Raw genomic sequence first — 22,065 nt, 5'->3', positions numbered from 1 at the left:
CCACTCTTTACTTCACTTCCACGGCGTAGCTGTCGACGGGCGGCGTGGCCTTGATCAGGCCGCGCGCCTTCAGGAACTGCGCGAACCGTTCATAGCGCGTGCGGTCGAGCGCGCGGGGGCTGTGGGCGAAGCGGGCGACGCTGTCGGCCCAGGCGCGGCGGTTCAACTCGTTATCCTGGTCGGCGCGACCCTTGATGAACAGCTTCCACGCCTCTTCCGGATGGTTCACCAGATACTGGGTACCCCGCTCCACGGCGTTCAGGAACCGGCCCAGGCGCGGGTCGGACAGCTTGTTCTTGTTGGTGATGAAGACCAGTTCGTCATAGGCGGGCACCCCTTCCTCTTCCGGGAAGAAGGCGCGGCCGGGCTTGTTTTCGATGACCATCTGGTTCAGTTCGAAATTGCGATAGCCGCCGACGATGGCGTCCACCTGGCCTGCGAACAGGGCCGGCGATAGGGAGAAATTGACGTTCACCAACGTCACGTCCTTCAAGGACAGCCCGTGCTTTTCCAGCATGGCGCCCAGCAGCGCATCCTCGAACCCGCCGACGGAGAAGCCGACCTTCTTGCCCTTCAGGTCCTTGATGGACTTGATGGGGCCGTCCTTCAGCACGATGACCGTATTCAGCGGCGTGGCGACCAGCGTGCCGAACCGGGCCACGGGCAGGCCGGCATCGACCTGCAGGTGCAATTGCGGCTGATAGGAGATGGCGATATCCCCCTGGCCGGCGGCGACCAGGCGCGGCGGATCATTGGGATCGGCCGGCGCGATCAGGTCCACCGACAAGCCTTCATCCTTGAAATAGCCCAGTTCCTGGGCGACGTAGAGCGGGCCATGGTCCGGATTGACGAACCAGTCGAGCAGGACTGTCACCTTTTCTTGGGCCATGGCCGGCAGGGCGGTGACGGACAGGGCGGCCGCCAGGGCAGCGGCGCGCAGCCAGTTCTTCTTCATGGGCTTGGTTCCTTGGTGATGACGCTGTCGGGCAGCCAGGGCAGGGCCCGGCGGAGAAGGAAATCGACCAGCAGCCACAGGCAAACAGCCAGCAGCGCCAGGATGAACAGGGCGGCAAAGGTCAGGTCCGTCTGCACACGCGCCGTGGCATGCAGCATCAGATAGCCCAGCCCCGCCGAGGCGCCGACCCATTCACCGACGACGGCGCCGATGGGGGCGACGGCGGCGGCCATGCGCAGGCCGGAGCCGAAGGCGGGCAGGGCGGCCGGCAGCCGGATATGGCGCAGCACGGTCCAGGGGCTGGCCCCCATGGTGCGGGCCAGATCCAGCCAGCCGGGATCGGTGCGGCGCAGCCCGTCATAGAAGCTGGCCGTGACGGGGAAGAAAATGATCAGGGTGGCCATCGCCACCTTGGAGGCCAGCCCATAGCCCAGCCACAGCACCAGCAGCGGCGCGATGGCGAAGACGGGCACGGCCTGGCTGGCCAGCAGCAATGGCAGCAGCCAGCGGCGGGCGGCGGCGGATGCCGTCAGCGCCAGGGCCGCCAGCCCGCCCGACAGCGTGCCCAGCACCAGCCCCAGGATGATCTCCAGCGCCGTATATCCGGCATGCTGGGCCAGCAGCGCACGGTCCGACCACAGGCGGGCCGCAACCCGGTCCGGGCCCGGCAATATATAATGTGGCAGGTCGGCCAGATGCACCAGCAGGCCCCAGGCCAGCAGCAGCCCGGCCAGCGTGATAATCCCGCGCAGCAGGCGACCGGTCATGGCGCGTCCTCCGCTTCATCGCCACGCAAACGGGCCAGCAATTGGCCCTGCAGGGATAGCAGTTCGGGGTCGTCCGGCGGGCGCGGCACGGGGCCGGGGGGCAGAATGGGATCGGACAGAGCGGCTGGATGACCGGACAGGACCAGCACCTGATGGCCCAGGCGCAGCGCCTCCATCGGGTCATGGGTGACCATCAGAACCGTCCGGCCGGCCAGCAGTCCGGCCGCCAGATCCTGAAGCCGCAGCCGCGTGATGGCGTCCAGGGCAGAGAAGGGCTCGTCCATCAGCACGACGGGCCGATCCTCGAACAGGGTACGGGCCAGCGCCACACGTTGGCGCATGCCGCCCGACAGGGCGTCTGGCCGGCTGCCGGCGCGGTCGGCCAGACCAACGGCTTCCAGCAAGGACAGGGCGCGGTCACGGTCATCATGGTCAGCCCGGCCCCCACGCAACCTTACCCCCAACAGGATGTTATCCAGTGCCGTGGCCCAGGGCAGCAGCAGATCCTGTTGTCCCATCCAAGCGATGCGTCCGGCCACGGGCTGGGCATCATCGGCTGAAACGGCCCCGTCGCTCTTGGCCAGGCCGGCGATCAGGCGCAGCAGGCTGGTCTTGCCCACCCCGCTGGGCCCCAGCAGGCAGGTGGTACGCCCGGCGGGCACCGTCAGCGACAGGTCACGGAATACCACGCGGCCCCCGAACGACAGCGCGGCATCTTTCAAATGGATGGCGGGCGGTGGCGGGGTCGCGACGGGCCCCGGCGAATTGCGCATTGGTCACTGTCCCTACGCCGGTATCAGCCGGATCAGGTTCCAGGGGTCGTTCCGTCCGGAACCTCTCAGCCGACCATCGGCTCCCCCCAGTGAGATGCGCTGGTTATGACAAACCTGTGACCCCGCCGCAAGCGCATTGGTACCGGGCACGTTGCTGCCGTTGGACCTTGGCTTCCCTGTCGGTCCATTATCCAATCGGATATTGGATCGACATGGAGGATGCTATGCGCTGGTTGACGGGAGCATTCGCGGCCTTGTTGCTTGCCACAAGTTCTGTCGGCAGCGCCAATGCTGCGACCCTGCCGGAGGGGCCGGCGTTACGTCAGACCATGGAAAAGGTCGATGCGGACTTCTTCGAACTGTTTTTCGAAGGCTGCGACCCCGCCCGCGCGGCAACCCTGCTGACACCCGATTTCGAGATGTATCACGACAAGGAAGGGGAGGTGGCCCGGTCGGCCGCCAGCTTCATCGCCTTGTACAAGAAGAATTGCGAAGCCCGTCAGGCTCCCGATGCCTGGCGGTCGCGGCGCGAGCTGGTGCCGGGAACCATGACCCTGCACCCCATCGCCGGCATCGGCGTTCTGGAACAGGGTGAGCATGTCTTTTATGAACGCAAGGGCAACGGGCCGGAAAAGCTGGTGGGCAGGGCCCGGTTCACCCAGTTCTGGCGGCTGGATGCCGATGGGTGGAAGCTGGCCCGCGTCTTCTCTTATGATCATGAGGCGGTGAAATAGGCGGCGGGCAGGCTTGCCGCCCAGGTGACGCCTGCCTAGATTGCCGCTTATGCACGATCTCGCCCTGCCGACCGTCTGCGCCCTGGAACGCCCGCTTTACCTGGGGGGCGAGATTTATCGCCATTCCAGCTATGGGCCCAAACATCCCCTGTCGATCCCGCGGGTCAGCGTCGCCACTGATCTGATCCGGGCCATGGGCTGGCTGGCCGACGACCGGTATCGCGACAGCCCGCAGGCCAGCGAGGAGCAACTGGCCCGGTTCCATGACCGGGCCTATATCGCGGCTGTGGCGCGGGCGGAGCGGGACCAGCGGGTCGATCTGGCAACGGCGCAGACCTATGGCCTGGGCAAGCTGGAAAATCCCATCTTTCCGGAAATGTACCGCCGGCCGGCGGTGGCGGCCGGTGCGGCCATCCTGGCGGCCGAACTGGTGCGCGATGGCGGGGTGGTGCATTCACCGGCCAGCGGCACCCACCATGCCCGACCGACGCGGGCCAGCGGCTTCTGCTTCTTCAATGCGCCCGTTCTGGGGTTGATGGCGCTGCTGGACCAGGGGCTGGACCGCATCCTTTATATTGATCTGGATGCCCATCACGGCGATGGCGTCCAGGATGCCTTTCATGATGATGAGCGGGTGCTGACCGTTTCAATCCACGAGGAAGGGCGCTGGCCCCATACCGGCCTGCTGCACGATCGCGCCGGCGGCATGGCCCGCAACCTGCCCATGCCCGCCGGCCTGAATGACAGCGAGTTCCGCCATCTGGTGGAAGAGGCGATCATTCCCCTGACGGTGGCTTTCCGGCCTCAGGCCATGATGATCCAGACAGGCGCCGACGCCCTGGCCGACGATCCCCTGTCGCGCCTGTCCCTGTCCAATCGGGCGCTGTGGCGGGCCGTGGCCGATCTGGTGGGGCTGGCGCCGCGTACCATTGTCGTGGGCGGGGGCGGCTATAACCCCTGGTCGGTGGGACGGGCATGGGCCGGTATCTGGGCCGTGCTGAACGGTATGGATCCGGTGCAGGCCGACCTGACGGTGGAGGCGCGACAGGTGCTGCGCGCGCTGACCTGGAACCGCCGGGAAGGACGCAATCCACCAGACCGGTGGTTCGACCAGCTGGCCGATCCCCCGCATGAAGGGCCGATCCGCGACATGGTGCGGCAGGCAGCAGCGTCGGTGCGCGTTCTATGGTAAACAACGTCCATCAATTCCCAGCCTGAAGCCGGAAACCATGCCGCTGCGCCGTCTGTTCCTTGCTGCCGCCCTGACGCTGTCCAGTGTCACGCTTGCCGCCCCCACCGTCCTGGCGCAGGCCGCGCCTCAGACGGGCCTGAACCACGACACGCTGGTGGTGGAAACCAAGGGCGGGCAGCGTCACAGCTTCAATGTCGATCTGGCCCTGACCCCGCAGCAGCAGGCCCATGGTCTGATGTTCGTCGAGAAGATGCCCGACGAGAAGGGAATGCTGTTCCTGAACGATCAGGAAGGGCCGATGTCCTTCTGGATGAAGAACACCCTGATCCCGCTGGACATCATCTTCATCGATACCAAGGGCGTAATCTTGAACATCCAGCATGGCAAGCCGCTGGACCTGACGCCGCTGCCGTCCGCGGGGCCCGCCATCGCCGTGCTGGAACTGAATGGTGGCCTGTCGGCGCGGCTGGGGATCAAGCCGGGTGACCGGCTGCTGTACCCGGCCTTTGGTGTCCGACGTCCATAAAGGATGATGTGGTGGCCATCCCTAATACAGGGCCGAAGACCGCCGGTTGGCTGGCCGAGGTCGGACTGGACAGCGTGGACGCCCTGCGGGCCGCTGGTGCGATTGCCGCCTATGTCCGGCTGAAGCACCAGCATCCGGGGCAAGTGTCACTCAACGCCCTGTGGGCGATCTACGGCGCTATCCATGGCATACCGTGGAATCGTATTGATCCGGCCGTGAAACAGGAACTGCTGGATGCGCTGCCCCATGCGCATAGCGGGACGCGGCGGTCGCACAACCCGTGAAAGCGGCAGCCCAGCCGGTCGCAGGGCCGTGGTAGAATAACGGATGGTTTTCTACACGCCACCTTTGCAGCGCCCGCCAGCACCGGTTACTGCGCCGGTGAAGGACCGGCACGTTTCGGGCGTAAACCGGATCGAACCGCGGGACCGGCGCGAGGATGACGGGCGGGGCAAGCGCAGCCTGCGTCACCGGTTGATTGATCTGGTGATGGATGAGGTAGACGGGATTCCCGATCTTTCTCCCCCGCAGAAGCAGCGTATCCGCCATAGCCTGGACCGGTTTGCCGACCAGCATAAGCCCGATCAGCAGAAGCCGGAGCAGAAGGACGATCAGCCGCCACCGCCCCCACCCAGCCCGGAGCAGGCTGCCGAGGTGATGGCCAATATCGTGGCGGCGGATCCCGTTCCGCATCATGACGGCATCGATGCCGTGCATCTGGCGGCCGAAATGCGCCGCATCATGGCCCTGCACACGGACCGCGCGGTGAAAATCGTCTCATATCTCCATGCGCTGATGGCGGTGACGCCTGACAGCCATCAGGTCGACCTGGATATCTGACTCCTTGTCCCGGTGATTGCTGCCGTTCGGGCGACGGGATGTCGGGGGTGTCATGGAGGCGAATTGTCCTCCCCACAACATTCGGATTGGAACGCCGGATGGCCGGGTCTATAGCCATCTGTACACGTTTTGTCCCGGTGGTTCCCATGCCTGTCAATATCGCCCTGTTCTTCGTCATCACGTTGATCTGGGGATCGACCTGGTATGCCATCACGTTCCAGTTGGGGGCTGTCCACCCGGCCGTGTCCGTTGCCTACCGGTTCCTGCTGGCGGGCTTGGTGCTGCTGGCGTATCTGGCCATCCGCCGTCAGCCGGTCATGCCCCGGCGCGGGACATGGTGGCTGCTGGCGGCGACGGGTCTGTTTAATTTCTCCATCAACTACATGCTGGTCTACAAGGCGACGGCGTTGTTGCCATCCGGTCTCGTGGCTGTGGCCGGATCGGTGCTCAGCCTGATGAATGTCGTCAATGCCCGCCTGTTTCTGGGCCAGCCCATGAAGCCGGCCGTCCTGGCCGGCGGGGTCATGGGGGTGACCGGTGTGCTGCTGTTGTTCACGCCGGAGCTGGATGGCGGCATGCTGACCGGTGGCGCCATGCTTGGATTCGGCCTGATGATGCTCTCCAACTACTCCGCGTCGCTGGGCAATATCGTCGTGTCCAAGACCCGCAAGGCTGGCATGCCGCTAATTGCGACGACAGCGTGGAGCATGCTGATCGGCGCGGCTCTGACGGCCTGTGTGGCGGTCGCGCAGGGCGCCAGCTTCGCGATCGTGGCCACCCCGGCCTATTTCGGCTCCTTGGTCTATCTGGCCCTGTTCGGCTCCATCGCGGCATTCCTGTCCTATTTCTTCCTCCTGGGCCGCATTGGGCCAGGCCGGTCCGGCTATGTCGCCATCATGACGCCGATTGTGGCCCTGGTCGTGTCCACCTTCTTCGAGGATTACCAGTGGACGCTGGCGGGTGTCGCGGGGTTGCTGCTGGCCGTGGCGGGCAATCTGCTGGTGATGGTGCCCGGCGCTCTATCGGGTATCTTCCGGCCTCGCGCCGATGCCCGTGCAGAGGCAGGCCACTGACATGTGTCACTGGGGGGTGGGGAAGTTGTTGGCATGCTTGCTCCCGCCGCGCTGGTGGTGTATTCCCACCCCCTGAATGGCGGAGCGTAGCGCAGCCTGGTAGCGCGGCTGGTTTGGGTCCAGCAGGCCGGAGGTTCGAATCCTCTCGCTCCGACCATCCCCTTGGGATCAACCATCATTGTCACAGGGTTCTGCCATGAAGGTCCGGATTTACCAGCCCTCCAAGACCACGATGCAGTCCGGCCGCGGCAAGGTCGGCGACTGGGTGTTGGAATATGAGCCGGCGACGCCGCGCCGTCCGGAGCCGATGATGGGCTGGACCAGCTCGGGGGACACGCTGAACCAGGTTCGCGTGAAGTTCCCGACCAAGGAAGCGGCGCTCGCCTTCGCAGCCAAGAAGGGCTGGGATGTGGACGTCGCCGACTGGCATGAACGCCGGGTGATCCCCAAGAACTACGCCGACAATTTCCGCACCGATCGTCCGCGCATCGGTCGTTTCTGATCCGCCCCTTGCCCGATCCGGCCCCTTAGCTCAGCTGGATAGAGCAACCGCCTTCTAAGCGGTAGGTCGCTGGTTCGAGCCCAGCAGGGGTCGCCATCCTTTCCAGATGGCATAAAGCCGCCCGGTCACCATGTGGCCGGGCGGCTTTTGCATTTTCGGGTCCGCTTTCGGCCTGGATGTCGGAAACCCACAACGGTCACGGTGCCCGCGTCGTCCGCATTTTCCGGTTTCCGGTCTACAGCCCGGCAGGAAATGCCTGCCTAGGCAAAATTCACCCACTGCACCATCGGCAAGCTCTTCAGCCAGGGGGAAGATTCCGCCCTTGCTGGCCAATTTTGACCCCGAATATACCTCTAAAGTACAGGTGCCACCCCATTTCCGCAGTTGGCACGCTTCCTGCTTATCTCTTGGCGAACCCATCGTGTTCACCCTCAGGAGGAAGAGACCGAAGCTCTGGACAAGGCGTTGAGCGGAAAGCGGTGAATGACCAGCCTTAAAAGGCGAAAGCCAAGCAAGACTGATGCCGCGATCAGCAAAACGGATTGCCCGATCCAAAAGAAACTGCCGGTCACGCACCCGACCCGGCGTCTTCCACGGTAACGGCGACGTCCTTCCTGAACAGTCCACGAGATCGATTGGGCCGAAACGGCCCCTCTTAACGGCTCAAAAGGAGATATCCCATGGCTAGTGACATCCAGCTGACTTCAGGAATGCGCAATAACCTGTTGCTGCTCCAGAAGACCAACAAGGGCATTGAGACCATTCAGCAGAAGCTGTCGACCGGTAACAAGATCAACAGCGCTCTGGACGGCCCGACAAACTTCTTCGCCGCCAAGGGGCTCAGCACCCGGGCGAACGACCTGTCCAAGCTCAAGGAGAGCATGGGCCAGTCTATCAGCACCATCCAGGCAGGCGACAAGGGTATCACTGCCATCGAGGATCTGGTGGAGCAGGCCAAGGGTCTGACCACGTCGGCCTATAGCAACCTGGGTACCGACGCGGCCTCCATCGCCACCCGCAAGGGGCTGGCCGATCAGTTCAACCGCATCAAGGACCAGATCGACAAGATCGCCAAGGACAGCGGCTACGGTGGTAAGAACCTGCTGGTCGGCGACGGCCTGACGCTGGACAGCACCTCGGAAAGCCGTTCGGGCGTCAACAGCATCGTCGGCCTGTCCAACAGCCGCGTCACCAACGTTGTCAGCACCGACACCTACTCGGTCAAGGTTTCCGGCAGCGGCGCCATCAGTGCCGATCTGGAAGATATCGCCGGGGCTGAGGACAAGCGCGGTCTGACCTCTCTGAAGGTTTCCGGCTCGATCTCCGCCACCGCCGGCAACTTCGCCGATCTCAGCATCGAAATGCGCGGCAATGTCGGCCGTGAGCGTACCCTGGTCGTCTCCGAAAACGGTGAAAGCCGCACGATCAAGTTCTTCGACAACACCCAGAGCGCCACGGCCAGCACCGTGACGACCGGTTCCAGCGCCGCCAGCACGGGCCAGGTGTCGAAGGTCCAGATCAGTGGTGCTGTCGAAGTGGGTGATACCTTCACCGCCACGGTGAACGGCAAGTCCTACACCTACACCCTGAGCCAGGACGATCTGGACGCCTATGACGATGGCAGCGGCACTGTCGGTACCGGTGATGATCCGGCCAAGCGCCGCAACGTCGTGGCCGAGGGGCTGTACAATGCGGTGAAGGCCGATACGGTCAACTTTACCGACGGCGGCACCACGCTGGGCACGGCGGACAACACCGGAACACGCTTCAACATCGCCCACACGGCCAACAGCGACAGCTTCGAGATCGGTTCGGATGTGACGTCCGGCACCGGCGTCAGCTTCACGGTCGGCGCATCGACGACCAACGCGCTGTCTAAGGATGTCTCGATCTCCTTCTCGTCCGGTACGACGATCAAGTTCACGGTCGATCGCACCGCCCTGGAATCCCTGGGCACGGCGGCCAACGGCACGTCGACCATCGAGAAGAATGTCGACCTGACGGTCTCGGCGACCAACCTGAACGGCGTGACGGTTGAACGTTCCGGCATGAATGCCCGCGGTCAGGGCAAGCTGGCGGATGGCGAGAATTCGCTGACCTTCGACAGCGGTACGGTTCGGTTCGAGGTGGACAGCAAGACCCTGCGTCAGGCTGCGTCGGCCCAGTCCAACGCCAACCTGATCACGACCCAGCGTTCCGATGCCAACACCGAGAACGATCTGGCGGTGCAGTTCAACGAGGACAATTCCTCCACGATCAGCGTTGCCTCGCAGAACGTGCAGACGGATGGTCAGGGTCTGCGCCTTGACTACGCCCAGAACAACTTCCTGGACCGCGCCGACATCGACAAGGCGGTAGAATCGCTGAACTTCGCCACGGCGAAGCTGCGCTCGACCTCCCAGACGCTGTCGACGAACCTGAACGTCATCCAGACCCGCGAGACCTTCACGTCGGAGTTCTCCAACGTCCTGACCGACGGTTCGAACAAGCTGATCCAGGCAGACCAGAACGAGGAAGGTGCAAACCTGCTGCTGTTGCAGACGCGTCAGCAGCTGGGCACGATCTCCCTCTCCCTGGCCAACCAGTCCCAGCAGGCCATCCTGCGTCTGTTCTAAGACGCGCAAAGGATGCAGTGAGGAAAGGCGGCGACCGCAAGGTCGCCGCTTTCTCTTTTTGAAATGCAAATCAATATGCAATTAACAAATCAATACTGTTAAAAATGAATCTAAATGCCGGACGGGCGCCCAGGCTGCGGATGGCCGCGGCGGGCGCGTCTGCGGGGACGATCCCGGAATCTGGACGGTAGGCTCACAGGGCCAGGCCCGTGGCGATAAACACAGGCCCGCGGACGAAAGCCCGTTGCCGTGTCCCATCTATTCGGATACAGCGGAAGACATGCGTACGATCGTAAAAATCGTCATCTGGTCCCTGCTGGTCGGTCTGGTTCTGACCTGGCTGGGATGGACGCCCGGGGACCTGATCCGCCATGGGCTGGACATTCTGCGCATGTTGCCGGAATGGCTGCGCGGCTTGCTGGACTGGGCGTGGCCCTATATCCGGCAGGGGGCGGTGATTGTCGTCCCCGTGGCTATCATCGTGATCGTCAGTGGCCGCTGGCGGCGCAGGCGCGGCGAAGGCCCGCGCTGAACGCGGGCGGACGCGTCCGGGTTCGGATCAGTGCGGGATTTCCCGCCGTTCGGCCGCCGCAACATGGACAAGGCGGGCTGCCTTGTTGAAGTTCATCGTGATCATCAGGGTAATGCGACCGCGGATGATGTGAACCGACTTGTCGGCGTCCACCGGCAGGGGAATCTTGCGGGCCATGCAATGGGCAAGCAGAGCGGCCTGCAGTTCCTGCTCCGGAATCGGCATGACCAGACGGCCGTGATCAAAGACCAGTTCACACCGGATCTGTTCGTCACCTTCGCCGAGATTCAGCCCGGTGATCTGTCCCTCAGGCAGCACTTCACGCAGACGACGCTTGCGATCCAGGATGGAGGACAGGACCTCCCGGTCGGTGAACAGGATGCAGCGCAGTTCCTTCATGGATCAACGTCCGGTGGTGCATGACAATCTGCACACCATATACGAGAGGGGCGCGCTTGCCCATAGTTGATCTTATGAACTTCCGGATGTGGTGTCCCGATAGACCGGTCAGAAACCCGGGGTGCCACTGCTGCCATAAAGCGCGTCGGGGGCCATCAGGACCGGGTCCGTCACCGTCAGGCCGTCAGCATCCGCGCGGCGGTAAAAGCAGGAGCGGCGGCCCGTATGGCAGGCGACACCCAACTGGTCGACCCGCAGCAGGATGGTGTCGCCATCGCAATCCAGACGCAGCTCGATCAGGTTCTGAACCTGACCGGACGTGTCGCCCTTGCGCCAGAAGGCGTTGCGGGACCGCGACCAGTAGCAGGCCCGTCCGCCGCGCAGTGTTTCCCGGATGCTGTCCCGGTTCATCCAGGCCATCATCAGCACCTCGCCGCTGTTATGCTGCTGGGCAATGGCGGGAACCAGACCGTCAGCGGTGAATTTCACCTGGTCCAGCACAGCATCGATGGCGGCGTCGGGCAGGGGGAAGGTCGTCTGCTTGGTCATGATGCGGCCAGGGCCTTGTGCAGGCGGGCAAAGCCCGCGTCCAGATCGCGGATCAGATCCTCGGCATCCTCCAGCCCGGCATGCAGGCGGATCAGTTCGCCGCCGGCCCAGGGAACGGCGGTGCGGATGCTGGCGGGGTTGGACGGCAGGATCAGGCTTTCAAAGCCGCCCCAGCTGTAACCCATGCCGAAATGGCGCATGCCGTCGACCATGGCGGCCAGGGCGGGGCGCGGCGCGCGGGCGATTTCGAAGGCGAACAGACCGCAGGCCCCGCTGAAATCGCGCGCCCAGAATTCATGGCCGGGACAGGTGGCAAGGCCGGGATGGCGCACCCTTGTCACCTCCGGGCGGGTCGCCAGCCATTGGGCCAGGCGCAGCCCCGTTTCATGGTGCCGGCGCATACGCACGGGCAGGGACCGCAGACCGCGCAGGCCCATGAAAAGATCGTCGGGGGCGGCACAGGCGCCCAGTTCCACCGACGTTTTCTTCAAAGTCAGCCAATGATCTTCCCGAGCACAGACGGTGACGCCCAGGCTGGCATCGGAATGGCCGGCAATGTACTTCGTGGCCGACTGGATGGAGATATGGACACCATGGTGCAGCGGCTTGAACAGCAGGCCGGCCGCCCAGGTATTGTCGATCATCACCATTATGTCGCGGTTCGCGTCCGCCACGGCCTGGGTGATGCCGGGCACATCCTGCACCTCGAACGTCAGGGAGCCGGGGCTTTCCAGAAAGACCACACGCGTCGTCGGCCGCAGCAGTGCCGTGATGCCCGGCCCGATGGCGGGGTCGAAATACTCCACTGTCACGCCGGCGCGCGACAGCACGCCATTGGCGAAGGTCCGCGTGGGCAGATAGGCACTGTCGGCGATCAGGACATGATCACCCTGCCGGGTGAAGGCCAGCAGGGCCGTGGTGATCGCCTGTACGCCCGACCCGTAGGAGACGGCGCCATAGCCCTGTTCCAGTTCCGTCACCGCTTCTTCAAACGCGTGGCTGGACGGGTTGCCGGTCCGGCCATAGCGGATGGCGCGGTGGGAGGGATCATGGGCGTCCAATGCTGCCAGGGACGGGAACAGCACCGTGGAGGCGCGGAAAGGCGGGATATTGACGGCGCCGCCGAACTTCTCCGGGTCGCGGCCGGCATGGATCAGCCGTGTGGCTTCGGTATCGTTCTGGTCGTTGGGGGGCAGGGTCATTGTATCGGGGCCTCGGCAGGCAACGGAATATGGGTGCCGGCATCGCGGCGGATCAGGCCGGTCAGACGCGGATCAGGATCGAACCGCACCTCCTGGCCGACAGGCCGGAACCCGGCCCGCTGATAGGTCATCAGGGCGCGGGGATGGTCCAGGTCGCAGGTATTGACCGTCACCTTTTCCACTCCCGCCCCGTTCCAGGCCGCTTCGATGGCCCAGTCCAGCAGCCAGGGGCCGATACCCTTACCGATGAATTCCGGAACCAGGCCCAGATATTGGATTTCGCAGCGACCCTGGGTGCGCCGGTCCAGTTCGACATAGCCCGCCGGCACGCCGGCGATATAGGGGATGTAAATCTCCACCCGCTCATCATTCAGGATGGCGCGCAGTTCATCGGCCGGCATGGCGCGACGGAACCACCACAGCCATTCCTCCCCTACCGTATCGTAGAGATAGCGGTAGAAGGAGTTGGTGCAGTTTTCCGCCCGCAGCAGCGACAGCCTTTCATGCGGATGCGGCCGCTGCCGCCGCAGGGGCTTGGCCGTCATCTCCAGATAGGTGACGGTGACCTTGATATGGCCGGGCGGCGGAAGGGGGCTGGCGTCGGTCATCTGGCTCTCCCCCGGTGTCTGGTCCTTCCATGCTTATGGAATTGCCAGGAACCGGGCTGATCTTGAAAGCTTAGAATAACCGTATACTTTTCGGGCACTACCCCCTGATGCGGGAACCGGCCCTTGCGCAGCAAGGACTTGACAGCCGTGATGACGGGTCGGACCTCAGATGGCGGCGCCCGTTTCCACCGGCAGGTCGTGGCGCCCGCCCCATTCGCTCCAGGACCCGTCATAGAGCGCCACATTCTCCACTCCCAGCCGGTGCAGGCCCAGGGCCAGCACGGCGGCGGTGACGCCACTGCCACAGGAGGTGGTGATGGGCCGGGACAGGTCGATGCCGGCCCCCGTGAAGCGCTCGCCCAGCGCATCGCCGGTCAGCATCAGCTTGGTTTCCGTGTCCAGGATGTCGCCGAAGGGCAGGTTGCGGGCACCAGGAATATGGCCGCCCCGCAGGCCCGGGCGCGGTTCCGGTACTGTGCCGTCAAAGCGGCCGGCGGCGCGGGCGTCCAGCACCTGTTCCGTGCCGCTTTCCAGATTGGCCCGCATATCCTCTACCGACCGCACCAGTTCGGGCCGGTAGCGCGCGGTGAAATGGCCGGCAGCGGGCGGGACGACCGGACCTGATTCCACCGGACCGCCAATATGCAGCCAGCCGGGCAGGCCGCCGTCCAGAACGAAGACATTATCATGCCCGAAGACGCGGAACATCCACCAGACGCGGGCCGCGCTGGACAGGCCCGTCGTGTCATAGACGACAACGATGCTGTCCGACGACACACCCAGCGCTGACACCGCATCGGCAAAGGCTTCGGGTGACGGCAGCATGTGGGGCAGGGGGGTGCCGTGATCGGAAATCCCGTCAATGTCGAAGAACTGTGCGCCCCGGATACGTTTTTCCACGCATTCCGCCTTGGGGTTGCGCTTGGCTGCCGGCATATGCCAGGAGGCATCCAGGATGCGGAGCCTGGGATTGTGCAGTTCCGTTTCCAGCCACAGGGGGGAAACCAACGGGTCCGTCATCACACTTTCTCCGGTCCTTGCATCCATTGGCGGGCACTATACAGGTCAGACCGCATCTGTTTCTACAACGTCAGCGCGACCGCTTCGGCTGGTTCAGCGCGGCCGCCGCGCGGACCAGATCCTTGAACGCGGCGGCATCCAGGCACTGGCCTTCGAGAATATCGATGGCGCGGCGGGTATTGCCGTCCAGGCTGGAATTGAACAGCCCGGCCGGATCGGACAGGGATGCCCCCTTGGCGAAGGTCAGCTTCACCTTGTCCTTATAGCTTTCGCCGGTGCAGATAATGCCGTTCCGTTCCCAGACCGGCACCCCCCGCCATTTCCAGGTCTCCACCACATCCGGCAGCGCTTCATGGATAAGGGCGCGGACCTGCGCCAGCATGGCACCGCGCCAATCCCCCAGGGACTGGATACGTTCCTCGATCAGCGTGGCGGCGGACGTGCCGCCCTCTGTATCTTCGTTGGCCATGGTCGCCTCCCGCTTATGCCTGCCGCGATATCAGTCCCGTAACACCAGTTGCACGCGGCGGTTCTGCTTGCCCTTGTTTTCGATCTTCACGATGGTGATGCCGCCGATCTCGCCCGTGTGCGCCACATGCGTACCGCCACAGGGTTGAAGATCGATCAGGGCGTCTTCGGTGCCGATCTGCAGAAGGCGGACGCTGCCACTGCCGGTTGGCGGCTTCACCGACATGGTGCGCACCAGATCGGGCGTGGCTTCCAGTTCGGCATCGGTGATGGTGCGTTCACGCACGGGATGGTCGCCGGCGATCAGGTCGTTGACCGATTTTTCGATCTGATCCTTGTCCAGGCTGGCCGACGGCACGTCGAAGTCCAGGCGGGACCGATCAGCGCCGACCTGTCCGCCCGTCACCGCCCCCGGCACGACGGCGCAGAGCAGATGCAGGGCCGTATGCATGCGCATGTGCCGATGTCGGCGGTCCCAATCGATCGTTTGCGTCACCCGGGCGCCCACAGGCGGCAGGGCGGCATCGGGGGCGGGGATATGCAGGACCTGATCCCCGCGTTCGACCAAGGGGTCGGCCTTGCGCGAATCGATGATGATCGCCGAGCCGCCGTCCCAGGTGAGCACGCCGCTGTCGCCCGGCTGGCCGCCGCCATTGGGATAGAACAGCGTCCGGTCCAGGCGGATGCCCTCCGGCCCTGCCGCCACCACCACCGCCTCGGCTTCCACCTGGTACGGATCGTCACGGAACAGCAGGGTCATCGTCTCTCCGCCTTGTCGTCGTCAGTTCATTCCAGCCAGTGGGGCACCGGCAATCCTTTTTCGCGCAGGAAGGCGGGATTGAACAGCTTCGATTGATAGCGCGAGCCGCCGTCGCACAGGATGGTCACGATCGTGTGGCCGGGCCCCAGGTCGCGGGCGACCTTGATCGCGGCGCCGACATTGATGCCGCTGGAGCCGCCCAGCACCAGCCCCTCATTCTTCAGCAGATCGAAGATGATGGGCAGTGCCTCCTCGTCCGATACCTGCACGGCGTCGTCGATGGGCGCGTCGATCAGGTTGGCGGTGACCCGGCCCTGGCCGATTCCCTCCGTGATGGAATTGCCCTCGGCCTTCAACTCACCGGTCTTCTTCCAGTGGTAAAGGGCGGAACCCAGCGGGTCGGCCAGCACGATCCGGACATCCGGCTTGCGTTCCTTCAGGGCCAGCGCGATGCCGGCCAGCGTTCCGCCCGTGCCGGTGGCGCAGGTAAAGGCATCGATTTTACCATCAAGCTGGCTGTAGATTTCGGGGCCCGTGGTACGCCGATGACCTTCGCGGTTCGCCAGATTGTCGAACTGGTTGGCCCAGATGGCGCCGTTCGGTTCCGTGGCGGCCAGTTCCTCGGCGATGCGGCGGGAGACATGCACGTAATTGCCGGGATCCTTGAAAGGTACCGCCGGCACCAGACGCAGATCGGCCCCGCACAGGCGCAGCATGTCCTTCTTTTCCTGGCTCTGCGTCTCCGGCATGACGATGACGGTCTTGAAGCCAAGGGCATTGCCGACCAGGGCCAGGCCGATGCCGGTATTGCCGGCGGTCCCTTCCACGATGGTGCCGCCGGGCCGCAGTTGCCCCCGCTCAATGGCGTCCTGCACAATGGCCAGCGCCGCGCGGTCCTTTACCGATCCGCCGGGATTGAGGAATTCCGCCTTGCCATAGATGTCGCAGCCCGTCAGGTCAGACGGCCCCTTCAGGCGGATCAGCGGGGTGCGGCCGATGCTGTCCAGAAATCCGTTGCGTACATCCACGGCTATTTGACCCGTTCTTCGTGTGAAACATGCGGGTCAATATGGCGGCGATTTCCTGTGAATGCCAGGGGGCGCCTTCGCACTGCAGATTGTCGCGCCACGCATTGCAGTGTGTAGAATTTATTAAACCACACCTGAGTCCCGTCGCCACTGGTCCCGGTGGCGGGCGAACCAGCTCAGTCCCAGCAGGGTGAAGCCGCTGGCCACCTGATTGGCATCCATCAGGGCGATGGCGGTATCGGCGGGAACCAGATGGACGCGGATATCCTCCACCTCCGCCTCAATGCCATGGATGCCGCCCAAACCCGTGCTGTCGACCAGACCGGCATAAAGTTCCACGATTTCCGCGCAGCCGCCGGGGCTGGGCAGCATGGTGTAGATCAGGCGGACATCGCGCGGGGTACAGTTGGCCTCCTCCATCGCCTCGCGTACGGCGACATCGGCGGGGTCCTCGCCCTGCTTCACCATGCCGGCCACGAATTCCAGCATCCAGGGGTTGACCCCGGCGGCATAGGCGCCGACGCGGAACTGCTCGATCATGACCAGCAAATCGGCCTTGGGATCGTAGAGGACGATGGCAACGGCCGACCCGCGGTGGCAGACATCGCGCTCGATCTCCGGCGTCATGCCGCCGGAAAACCGCTCATGGCGCAGGCGCATGACGGAGAAATCCATGAATCCCTTGTGCTTGTATTGATTGTCCGTCAGGTCGACCCGCGACGGGCTCTGCTGACCGGGAAGGACGGGGTAGGCAGTGAGACGGGATTTCATGGCGTATCCGATATGGCGCGAAGGGGCTTGCGTCCGCCCGTTCTCATGTCCAGCTTAGGCGCCGGACACATGAAACATGGGCAGACGGGGGCCACGATGGCGCGCGTGACGCAGGATTTCAACTTCGCCGGCTCCACCGGGGCCACACTGGCCGGGCGGCTGGACCTGCCGGACGGGCGGCCCGTGGCCACGGCCATCTTCGCCCACTGCTTCACCTGCTCCAAGGATTACCACGCATCCGCCCGGATCAGCCGGGGGCTGGCCGAACGTGGCTGGGCCGTGCTTCGCTTTGACTTTACCGGGCTTGGCGGCAGCGGCGGCGCCTTTGACGAGACCAATTTCTCCACCAACGTCGCCGACCTTCTGTCCGCCGCGGCGGCGCTGACGCAGGAGATCGAGGCGCCGCGCCTGCTGGTGGGCCACAGCCTGGGCGGTACCGCGGTGATGCGCGCCGCGCTGGACCTGCCCAGCGTCGGGGCCGTCGTCACGCTCAATTCCCCCTCCGGCCCGCACACGCTGCTGGGCAAGATCGCGGGGCGGGAGGTGGAGATGCAGCGGGATGGCCGCGTGCAACTGAATGTCGGTGACCGGGAAATGCCGATCACGGCCGATTTCGTGGCCGATGTGGCGCTGCATGACATGCAGACGGCCATCGCCAGTCTGGGTCGGCCGCTGCTGGTGCTGCATGATCCCAAGGACCCTGTCGTGCCCATCGCGGAGGCTGACCGCATCCTGGCCGCGGCCAAACACCCCAAGAGCTTCGTGGCCCTGGACGGGGCCGGCCATCTGGTTGCCGACCAACGCAACACGACCTTTGCCGCGGACCTGATCTCCAACTGGGCCAAGCGGGCCCTGCGCCTGGACAGCCCGTCTGCGGCCAAGCCGGTGGGGGCGGCGCATGAGGGGCCCGTGACCGTGGCGGAGACGGGGGAGAGCACCTTCCACAACATGGTCACGGCCGCCGGCATCCGCTTTACCGCCGACGAGCCGACGGATGTGGGGGGGACAGGGCTGGGTCCCAACCCCTATGAGCTGATGCAGGCGGCCCTGGGCGCCTGTACCTCCATGACCCTGCGCATGTACGCCAACCGCAAAGGTCTGCCCCTGACCCGCGTGTCCGTGGTGGTAACGCATGAGAAGCGGGATCCGCGTGAGGGAGAGGTGACAGAAAATGCCGGCGGCAAGGTGGACCAGTTCACCCGCGTCATCACGCTTGAAGGTGACCTGGACGAGGCGCAGCGGCAACGTCTGCTGGAGATCGCGGGCAACTGCCCCGTCCATCGCACCTTGCGCAGCCGTTCGGCTGTCGACAGCCGTCTGGCCTGAACCATGATACGGTGTCGCATCCGCACGCGACGATGCGACAGTTTATGTGACCGGAGGGATTGAATTGCGCCGCGGCGACAATTGCTACAGCTGTCGATTCTGGGTGGGGCACGGGGTACGCGAACGCGGGCCGAAGGGGGATTGCCGTCGCTATCCCCCTGTCGTCAGCGACCGCTTTCCCTTTGGCGCCATGCCGGTGACCAATTTCACCGACTGGTGCGGTGAATGGCAGCGCAACATGGGCGTGCGTGATGTCACCGACTCCGACGGGCCTGGCCAATCGACCCTTTACGACGAGATTTAAGCCGTGCCGGTCCTGGCGGCTGGCCTATGTCTATCGGTCTAGCTCCCTGGTCGGCATTGCCGAATCCAGTCGGATGATGCGTAGTGGAACGGCATCGATATCAGGGGCATGATAACCCCTTTCCACCTGTTCCGGCAGTCCGCGCGTGACTTTCAGTCGTTATCCCGAACTGGTCCGGTGGGGCGGCGCGCCCGGGCGTGCCGCGCTTCTTCTGTTGTCTGTCCTGGTGGTCGTCACCGGCGCTGCGGCTGCCCAAAGCGCCCCGAAGCTGCTTTTGCTGACCGAGCAGAATCCGCCCGCCAACTTCATCGATCCGACGACAGGACAACTGGTCGGTCTGGCGGCCGACAAGGTCCGGCTGTTGATGCAGGACGCGGACTTGGCCCATGAGATCAAGGTTCTGCCCTGGCCGGAGGCGATGGCGACGCTGGAACGGAATGCCAATGCCTGCGTCTTCCTGATCAACCAGACGGAGGAGAGGCAGCCCCGCTATCAATGGGTGGGGCCGTTGATGGAGGGGGGGTGGGCCCTGTTCGCGCCCCTGGGCTTTGAACGGCGGCTGACAGCGCCGGCGGATCTGGCGGGGCTTCGTATTTCCGTCCAGGCCGGCGGCGCGTTGGAGGCGCACCTACGGGAACTGACGCGCGGCGTGCCGGGCGTGGTGCTGGTCCGGGGTGATGTCGCCTCCGATATCGGGTCCATTTTCAATGGCAAGGCGGATTTGGTCGCTGGTGGCGCCTGGTCGGCCCCGTTTCTGGCCCGGCAGGCGGAATTGCCGGTGCGGATGGTGATGCGCCTGACCCGCTCCATCGGGTCGATGGCCTGTAACAAGCAGGTGCCGGCGGCCACCATGGACCGGATGCGGAAGGCGCTGGAAAGGCTGACGGCCGATGGTCGGGGAGAGACCATCGAAAGACGCTACAGCATGCCTGGCAGCTGGGGCAGTTGGGGCATGGAACGACGCGCCCCCATCCATTGAGTTTTAACGGGAAGCCAGGAGACCGCGTGGCGCCATGCGCCGCGCACATGTGTTTCCATGTCTGATATGCGAACAAAAAAGGAACAAACGCCTTGATGTTCTTTTTTTGTTCTGTCACCTTGGCTTCACGAAACAAGGGAGGCTGACATGACCCGCGCTGCTTACGTTCGCGACTTTCTGGCCATCACCGGCTTTTTCGGTACCATGTACGCGTGGTTCATCGTTGGCGCCGCCCTGGGGGCCTGACGCCTGTTCAATGATCGCAAGGGGCGGTCCCGTACGGGGTCAGCCGTTGTGGTCGATATGATCCCGCACCGCGGCGAAGACCGCGTGGAACATTTCGGTCGTCAATCGGCCAGTGTTCGTATTGTAGCGGGAGCAATGATAGCTATCGAACAGTGTCACGCCCGGCTTGACATCATGCCGGGCACCATGGCCAAAGGCGAAATGGGCCGGCCGCTTGCCAAGCGCGGTAAGGGTGCTGGCATGTGACACCGTACCCAAGGCGACGATGGCCTTCAGATTCGGCATTGCCGCCAGTTCATCGGCCAGAAAATCCCGACAGGTGGCGATTTCGGCCGGTGTCGGTTTGTTTTCCGGCGGGACGCAGCGGGCAGCATTGGTCAGACGGCAATCGGCCAGTTCGACCCCGTCGTCCGGTCGGCGATCATACGTGCCGGTGGCAAAGCCGAACCGGATCAGCGTGTCGTACAGCAGATCGCCGGCGTAATCGCCCGTGAAGGGGCGGCCGGTCTGGTTGGCCCCGTGCAGCCCCGGTGCCAGACCCACAATCAGCAATCGCCCGGTCAAGGTGCCGAAAGCGGGGACCGGGGCGTTGTGATAGGTGGGGAAGGTGGCGCGGTTGCGCAGCCGAAACTCCACCAGACGGGGGCATAGATGACAATCTCGTCCCGGTGTTATCGGCTGCCGCTTTGCCTGCATCGTCGCCATCTGTCCTGTTCCCCTGGTTGCCGGCATGTCGCTGCCATGCCTATTGGCTGGCAAGGGCAGGGTCAAGTCCTGGCCCTGCCGGTGGGGATAGTTTGGACAGATCAGGGTGTTGGGGCTGGTTCACGCCGGGCGGGTGACGTGACCCATCTTGCGGCCGGGACGGGCATCGCCCTTGCCATAAAGATGCACGCGGGTACCCGGTTCGGCAACCAGCGCTTCCCACATATCCACGTCGTCCCCGATCAGATTGGTCATGACGCAGGGGCGCATGATCCCTGTCGGCCCCAGCGGCAGGCCGCAGACGGCCCGCACCAGTTGCTCGAACTGGCTGGTTTCGGCGAAGTCGATCGACCAGTGACCCGAATTATGCGGACGGGGCGCCATCTCATTGACCAGGACGCGACCATCCCGGGTCACGAACATTTCCACGGCCAGCAGGCCGACGACCTTCAGTTCGGCCGTCAGCGTCTCGGCGATGCGCACGGCCTCCGCCGCGATGGCGGGGTCGATGCGGGCGGGCACGATCGTCTGGTCCAGGATGCCGTTCTTGTGCCGGTTCTCCACCGGCGGGAAGGACACCATGGTGCCCGACGCCTGTCGCGCCGTGATGACGGAGATTTCCATGCTGAAATCGACGAACCCTTCCAGCACGGCCTCGTCGGTGCCGATAATGTCCAGGGCTTTGCTCAGGTCATCGCTGGCATTGATGCGCAGCTGACCCTTGCCGTCATAACCCATGCGGGTGGATTTCAGGATGGCGGGCGTGCCCAGCTCGGCAACGGCCGCTTCCAGCTGGGCGGTGTTTTTCACGCCGCGAAAGGGTGCGGTGCCAATCCCCAGCTTGTTGGCGAAATTCTTCTCCGCCAACCGGTCTTGCGCCACGGCCAGGACATTGGCGCCTGGATGCACGTCGACATGGCGGGCCAGGAATTCCACGGCATAGGTGGGCACATTCTCCCATTCCAGCGTGATGATATCGACATCGTCGGCGAACCGCGCCAGTGCACGCAGATCATGCCAGCCGGCCTGGGTGTGGTGGGCGACAACCTGCCCGCAGGAACTGTCCATGCTTTCCGGTGCGAAGACATGCACCTTGTAGCCCAGCCGGGCCGCGGCCAGCGCGGTCATGCGTCCCAGCTGGCCGGCGCCCAGTATGCCGATGATGGAACCCGGGGGGATCACGGTCATGGT

26 protein-coding genes, 2 tRNA genes and 1 riboswitch are annotated in these 22,065 nt (G+C 64.4%); of the genes, 14 read left to right on the top strand and 14 right to left on the bottom strand.

What is annotated here, in order from left to right; genetic code table 11:
- Positions 1 to 7: 7 nt before the first annotated feature.
- From ACODTW_RS13590 to ACODTW_RS13580, 3 genes are all read right to left on the bottom strand, one after another.
- The gene (locus tag ACODTW_RS13590; RefSeq protein ID WP_488946554.1) at positions 8 to 955 is read right to left on the bottom strand and encodes an ABC transporter substrate-binding protein; all 948 of its coding nucleotides are present in this window, start codon (positions 953 to 955) and stop codon (positions 8 to 10) included.
- Entirely contained in the window at positions 952 to 1,722 is a 771-nt protein-coding gene (locus ACODTW_RS13585; RefSeq protein WP_488946553.1) for an ABC transporter permease, read from the bottom strand. Before ACODTW_RS13585 ends, ACODTW_RS13590 begins: the two co-directional genes overlap by 4 nt.
- Positions 1,719 to 2,495: an ABC transporter ATP-binding protein gene (locus ACODTW_RS13580; RefSeq protein ID WP_488946552.1), complete on the bottom strand. Its 777-nt coding sequence runs from the start codon at positions 2,493 to 2,495 to the stop codon at positions 1,719 to 1,721. The genes ACODTW_RS13585 and ACODTW_RS13580 overlap by 4 nt, the downstream gene beginning before the upstream one ends.
- Positions 2,488 to 2,592: riboswitch (TPP riboswitch) on the bottom strand. (Overlaps the previous gene by 8 nt.)
- Positions 2,593 to 2,749: 157 nt before the next feature.
- Here ACODTW_RS13580 and ACODTW_RS13575 point away from each other — a divergent pair.
- The 11 genes from ACODTW_RS13575 (at position 2,750) to ACODTW_RS13525 (ending at position 10,509) form a co-directional block, all read left to right on the top strand.
- Complete coding sequence (locus tag ACODTW_RS13575) at positions 2,750 to 3,229, top strand: nuclear transport factor 2 family protein (RefSeq protein ID WP_488946551.1); 480 nt, start codon at positions 2,750 to 2,752, stop codon at positions 3,227 to 3,229.
- Positions 3,230 to 3,278: 49 nt separating this feature from the next.
- Complete coding sequence (locus ACODTW_RS13570) at positions 3,279 to 4,421, top strand: acetoin utilization protein AcuC (protein ID WP_488946550.1); 1,143 nt, start codon at positions 3,279 to 3,281, stop codon at positions 4,419 to 4,421.
- A gap of 37 nt (positions 4,422 to 4,458) precedes the next feature.
- Positions 4,459 to 4,947 (top strand): DUF192 domain-containing protein, encoded by a 489-nt coding sequence (locus ACODTW_RS13565; protein WP_488946549.1) that lies wholly within the window; start codon positions 4,459 to 4,461, stop codon positions 4,945 to 4,947.
- 11 nt (positions 4,948 to 4,958) lie between these two features.
- Positions 4,959 to 5,231: a TfoX/Sxy family DNA transformation protein gene (locus ACODTW_RS13560; RefSeq protein ID WP_488946548.1), complete on the top strand. Its 273-nt coding sequence runs from the start codon at positions 4,959 to 4,961 to the stop codon at positions 5,229 to 5,231.
- Positions 5,232 to 5,274: 43 nt separating this feature from the next.
- Entirely contained in the window at positions 5,275 to 5,787 is a 513-nt protein-coding gene (locus tag ACODTW_RS13555) for a hypothetical protein (protein ID WP_488946547.1), read from the top strand.
- A gap of 146 nt (positions 5,788 to 5,933) precedes the next feature.
- Positions 5,934 to 6,860 (top strand): DMT family transporter, encoded by a 927-nt coding sequence (locus tag ACODTW_RS13550; protein ID WP_488946546.1) that lies wholly within the window; start codon positions 5,934 to 5,936, stop codon positions 6,858 to 6,860.
- 80 nt (positions 6,861 to 6,940) lie between these two features.
- A tRNA-Pro gene (locus tag ACODTW_RS13545) sits at positions 6,941 to 7,017 on the top strand.
- Between the two features lie 39 nt (positions 7,018 to 7,056).
- A complete protein-coding gene (locus ACODTW_RS13540; protein ID WP_488946545.1) occupies positions 7,057 to 7,362 on the top strand; it encodes an ETC complex I subunit in 306 nt (101 codons plus the stop codon).
- A 19-nt stretch (positions 7,363 to 7,381) separates the two neighbouring features.
- Positions 7,382 to 7,458, top strand: a tRNA-Arg gene (locus ACODTW_RS13535).
- 584 nt (positions 7,459 to 8,042) lie between these two features.
- Positions 8,043 to 9,977 carry a flagellin N-terminal helical domain-containing protein gene (locus tag ACODTW_RS13530; protein ID WP_488946544.1) on the top strand — a complete coding sequence of 645 codons (1,935 nt, stop codon included), beginning with the start codon at positions 8,043 to 8,045 and terminating at the stop codon, positions 9,975 to 9,977.
- A gap of 280 nt (positions 9,978 to 10,257) precedes the next feature.
- Complete coding sequence (locus tag ACODTW_RS13525) at positions 10,258 to 10,509, top strand: hypothetical protein (RefSeq protein ID WP_488946543.1); 252 nt, start codon at positions 10,258 to 10,260, stop codon at positions 10,507 to 10,509.
- A 27-nt stretch (positions 10,510 to 10,536) separates the two neighbouring features.
- On the opposite strand, the gene ACODTW_RS13520 is transcribed toward ACODTW_RS13525, so the two are convergent.
- The 9 genes from ACODTW_RS13520 to ACODTW_RS13480 all read right to left on the bottom strand — a co-directional run bounded on the left by ACODTW_RS13520 (position 10,537) and on the right by ACODTW_RS13480 (position 17,314).
- Positions 10,537 to 10,908, bottom strand: a complete 372-nt coding sequence (locus ACODTW_RS13520; protein WP_488946542.1) for a hypothetical protein — start codon at positions 10,906 to 10,908, stop codon at positions 10,537 to 10,539.
- Positions 10,909 to 11,016: 108 nt separating this feature from the next.
- A complete protein-coding gene (gene hisI, locus ACODTW_RS13515; protein WP_488946541.1) occupies positions 11,017 to 11,457 on the bottom strand; it encodes a phosphoribosyl-AMP cyclohydrolase in 441 nt (146 codons plus the stop codon).
- On the bottom strand, positions 11,454 to 12,659 hold the full coding sequence (gene metC, locus ACODTW_RS13510; protein ID WP_488946540.1) for a cystathionine beta-lyase: 1,206 nt from the start codon (positions 12,657 to 12,659) through the stop codon (positions 11,454 to 11,456). Before metC ends, hisI begins: the two co-directional genes overlap by 4 nt.
- Entirely contained in the window at positions 12,656 to 13,267 is a 612-nt protein-coding gene (locus ACODTW_RS13505) for a GNAT family N-acetyltransferase (RefSeq protein WP_488946539.1), read from the bottom strand. The genes metC and ACODTW_RS13505 overlap by 4 nt, the downstream gene beginning before the upstream one ends.
- Positions 13,268 to 13,432: 165 nt before the next feature.
- The gene (gene sseA, locus ACODTW_RS13500; protein WP_488946538.1) at positions 13,433 to 14,287 is read right to left on the bottom strand and encodes a 3-mercaptopyruvate sulfurtransferase; all 855 of its coding nucleotides are present in this window, start codon (positions 14,285 to 14,287) and stop codon (positions 13,433 to 13,435) included.
- Positions 14,288 to 14,357: 70 nt separating this feature from the next.
- Positions 14,358 to 14,756 carry a DUF1801 domain-containing protein gene (locus ACODTW_RS13495; RefSeq protein WP_488946537.1) on the bottom strand — a complete coding sequence of 133 codons (399 nt, stop codon included), beginning with the start codon at positions 14,754 to 14,756 and terminating at the stop codon, positions 14,358 to 14,360.
- A gap of 30 nt (positions 14,757 to 14,786) precedes the next feature.
- Positions 14,787 to 15,515: an alanyl-tRNA editing protein gene (locus ACODTW_RS13490; RefSeq protein ID WP_488946536.1), complete on the bottom strand. Its 729-nt coding sequence runs from the start codon at positions 15,513 to 15,515 to the stop codon at positions 14,787 to 14,789.
- A gap of 26 nt (positions 15,516 to 15,541) precedes the next feature.
- Positions 15,542 to 16,543 carry a cysteine synthase A gene (locus ACODTW_RS13485; RefSeq protein ID WP_488946535.1) on the bottom strand — a complete coding sequence of 334 codons (1,002 nt, stop codon included), beginning with the start codon at positions 16,541 to 16,543 and terminating at the stop codon, positions 15,542 to 15,544.
- Positions 16,544 to 16,666: 123 nt separating this feature from the next.
- The gene (locus ACODTW_RS13480; RefSeq protein ID WP_488946534.1) at positions 16,667 to 17,314 is read right to left on the bottom strand and encodes an NUDIX domain-containing protein; all 648 of its coding nucleotides are present in this window, start codon (positions 17,312 to 17,314) and stop codon (positions 16,667 to 16,669) included.
- Between the two features lie 69 nt (positions 17,315 to 17,383).
- Between ACODTW_RS13480 and ACODTW_RS13475 the strand changes: the two genes are divergently transcribed.
- The 3 genes from ACODTW_RS13475 to ACODTW_RS13465 all read left to right on the top strand — a co-directional run bounded on the left by ACODTW_RS13475 (position 17,384) and on the right by ACODTW_RS13465 (position 19,923).
- A complete protein-coding gene (locus ACODTW_RS13475; RefSeq protein ID WP_488946533.1) occupies positions 17,384 to 18,640 on the top strand; it encodes a bifunctional alpha/beta hydrolase/OsmC family protein in 1,257 nt (418 codons plus the stop codon).
- A 64-nt stretch (positions 18,641 to 18,704) separates the two neighbouring features.
- The gene (locus ACODTW_RS13470; protein WP_488946532.1) at positions 18,705 to 18,944 is read left to right on the top strand and encodes a hypothetical protein; all 240 of its coding nucleotides are present in this window, start codon (positions 18,705 to 18,707) and stop codon (positions 18,942 to 18,944) included.
- A gap of 145 nt (positions 18,945 to 19,089) precedes the next feature.
- On the top strand, positions 19,090 to 19,923 hold the full coding sequence (locus tag ACODTW_RS13465) for a substrate-binding periplasmic protein (RefSeq protein WP_488946531.1): 834 nt from the start codon (positions 19,090 to 19,092) through the stop codon (positions 19,921 to 19,923).
- Positions 19,924 to 20,208: 285 nt separating this feature from the next.
- Here ACODTW_RS13465 and ACODTW_RS13460 read toward each other — a convergent pair whose 3' ends face one another.
- Together ACODTW_RS13460 and ACODTW_RS13455 are read right to left on the bottom strand one after the other, a co-directional pair.
- On the bottom strand, positions 20,209 to 20,874 hold the full coding sequence (locus tag ACODTW_RS13460) for a uracil-DNA glycosylase (RefSeq protein WP_488946530.1): 666 nt from the start codon (positions 20,872 to 20,874) through the stop codon (positions 20,209 to 20,211).
- Between the two features lie 120 nt (positions 20,875 to 20,994).
- Entirely contained in the window at positions 20,995 to 22,062 is a 1,068-nt protein-coding gene (locus ACODTW_RS13455; protein WP_488946529.1) for a 5-(carboxyamino)imidazole ribonucleotide synthase, read from the bottom strand.
- Positions 22,063 to 22,065 lie beyond the last annotated feature (3 nt).

This window comes from Niveispirillum sp. FG148, assembly GCF_057809655.1.
Note: the sequence above shows the minus strand (reverse complement) of the source record. Positions and strands in the feature narration are given on the sequence as shown.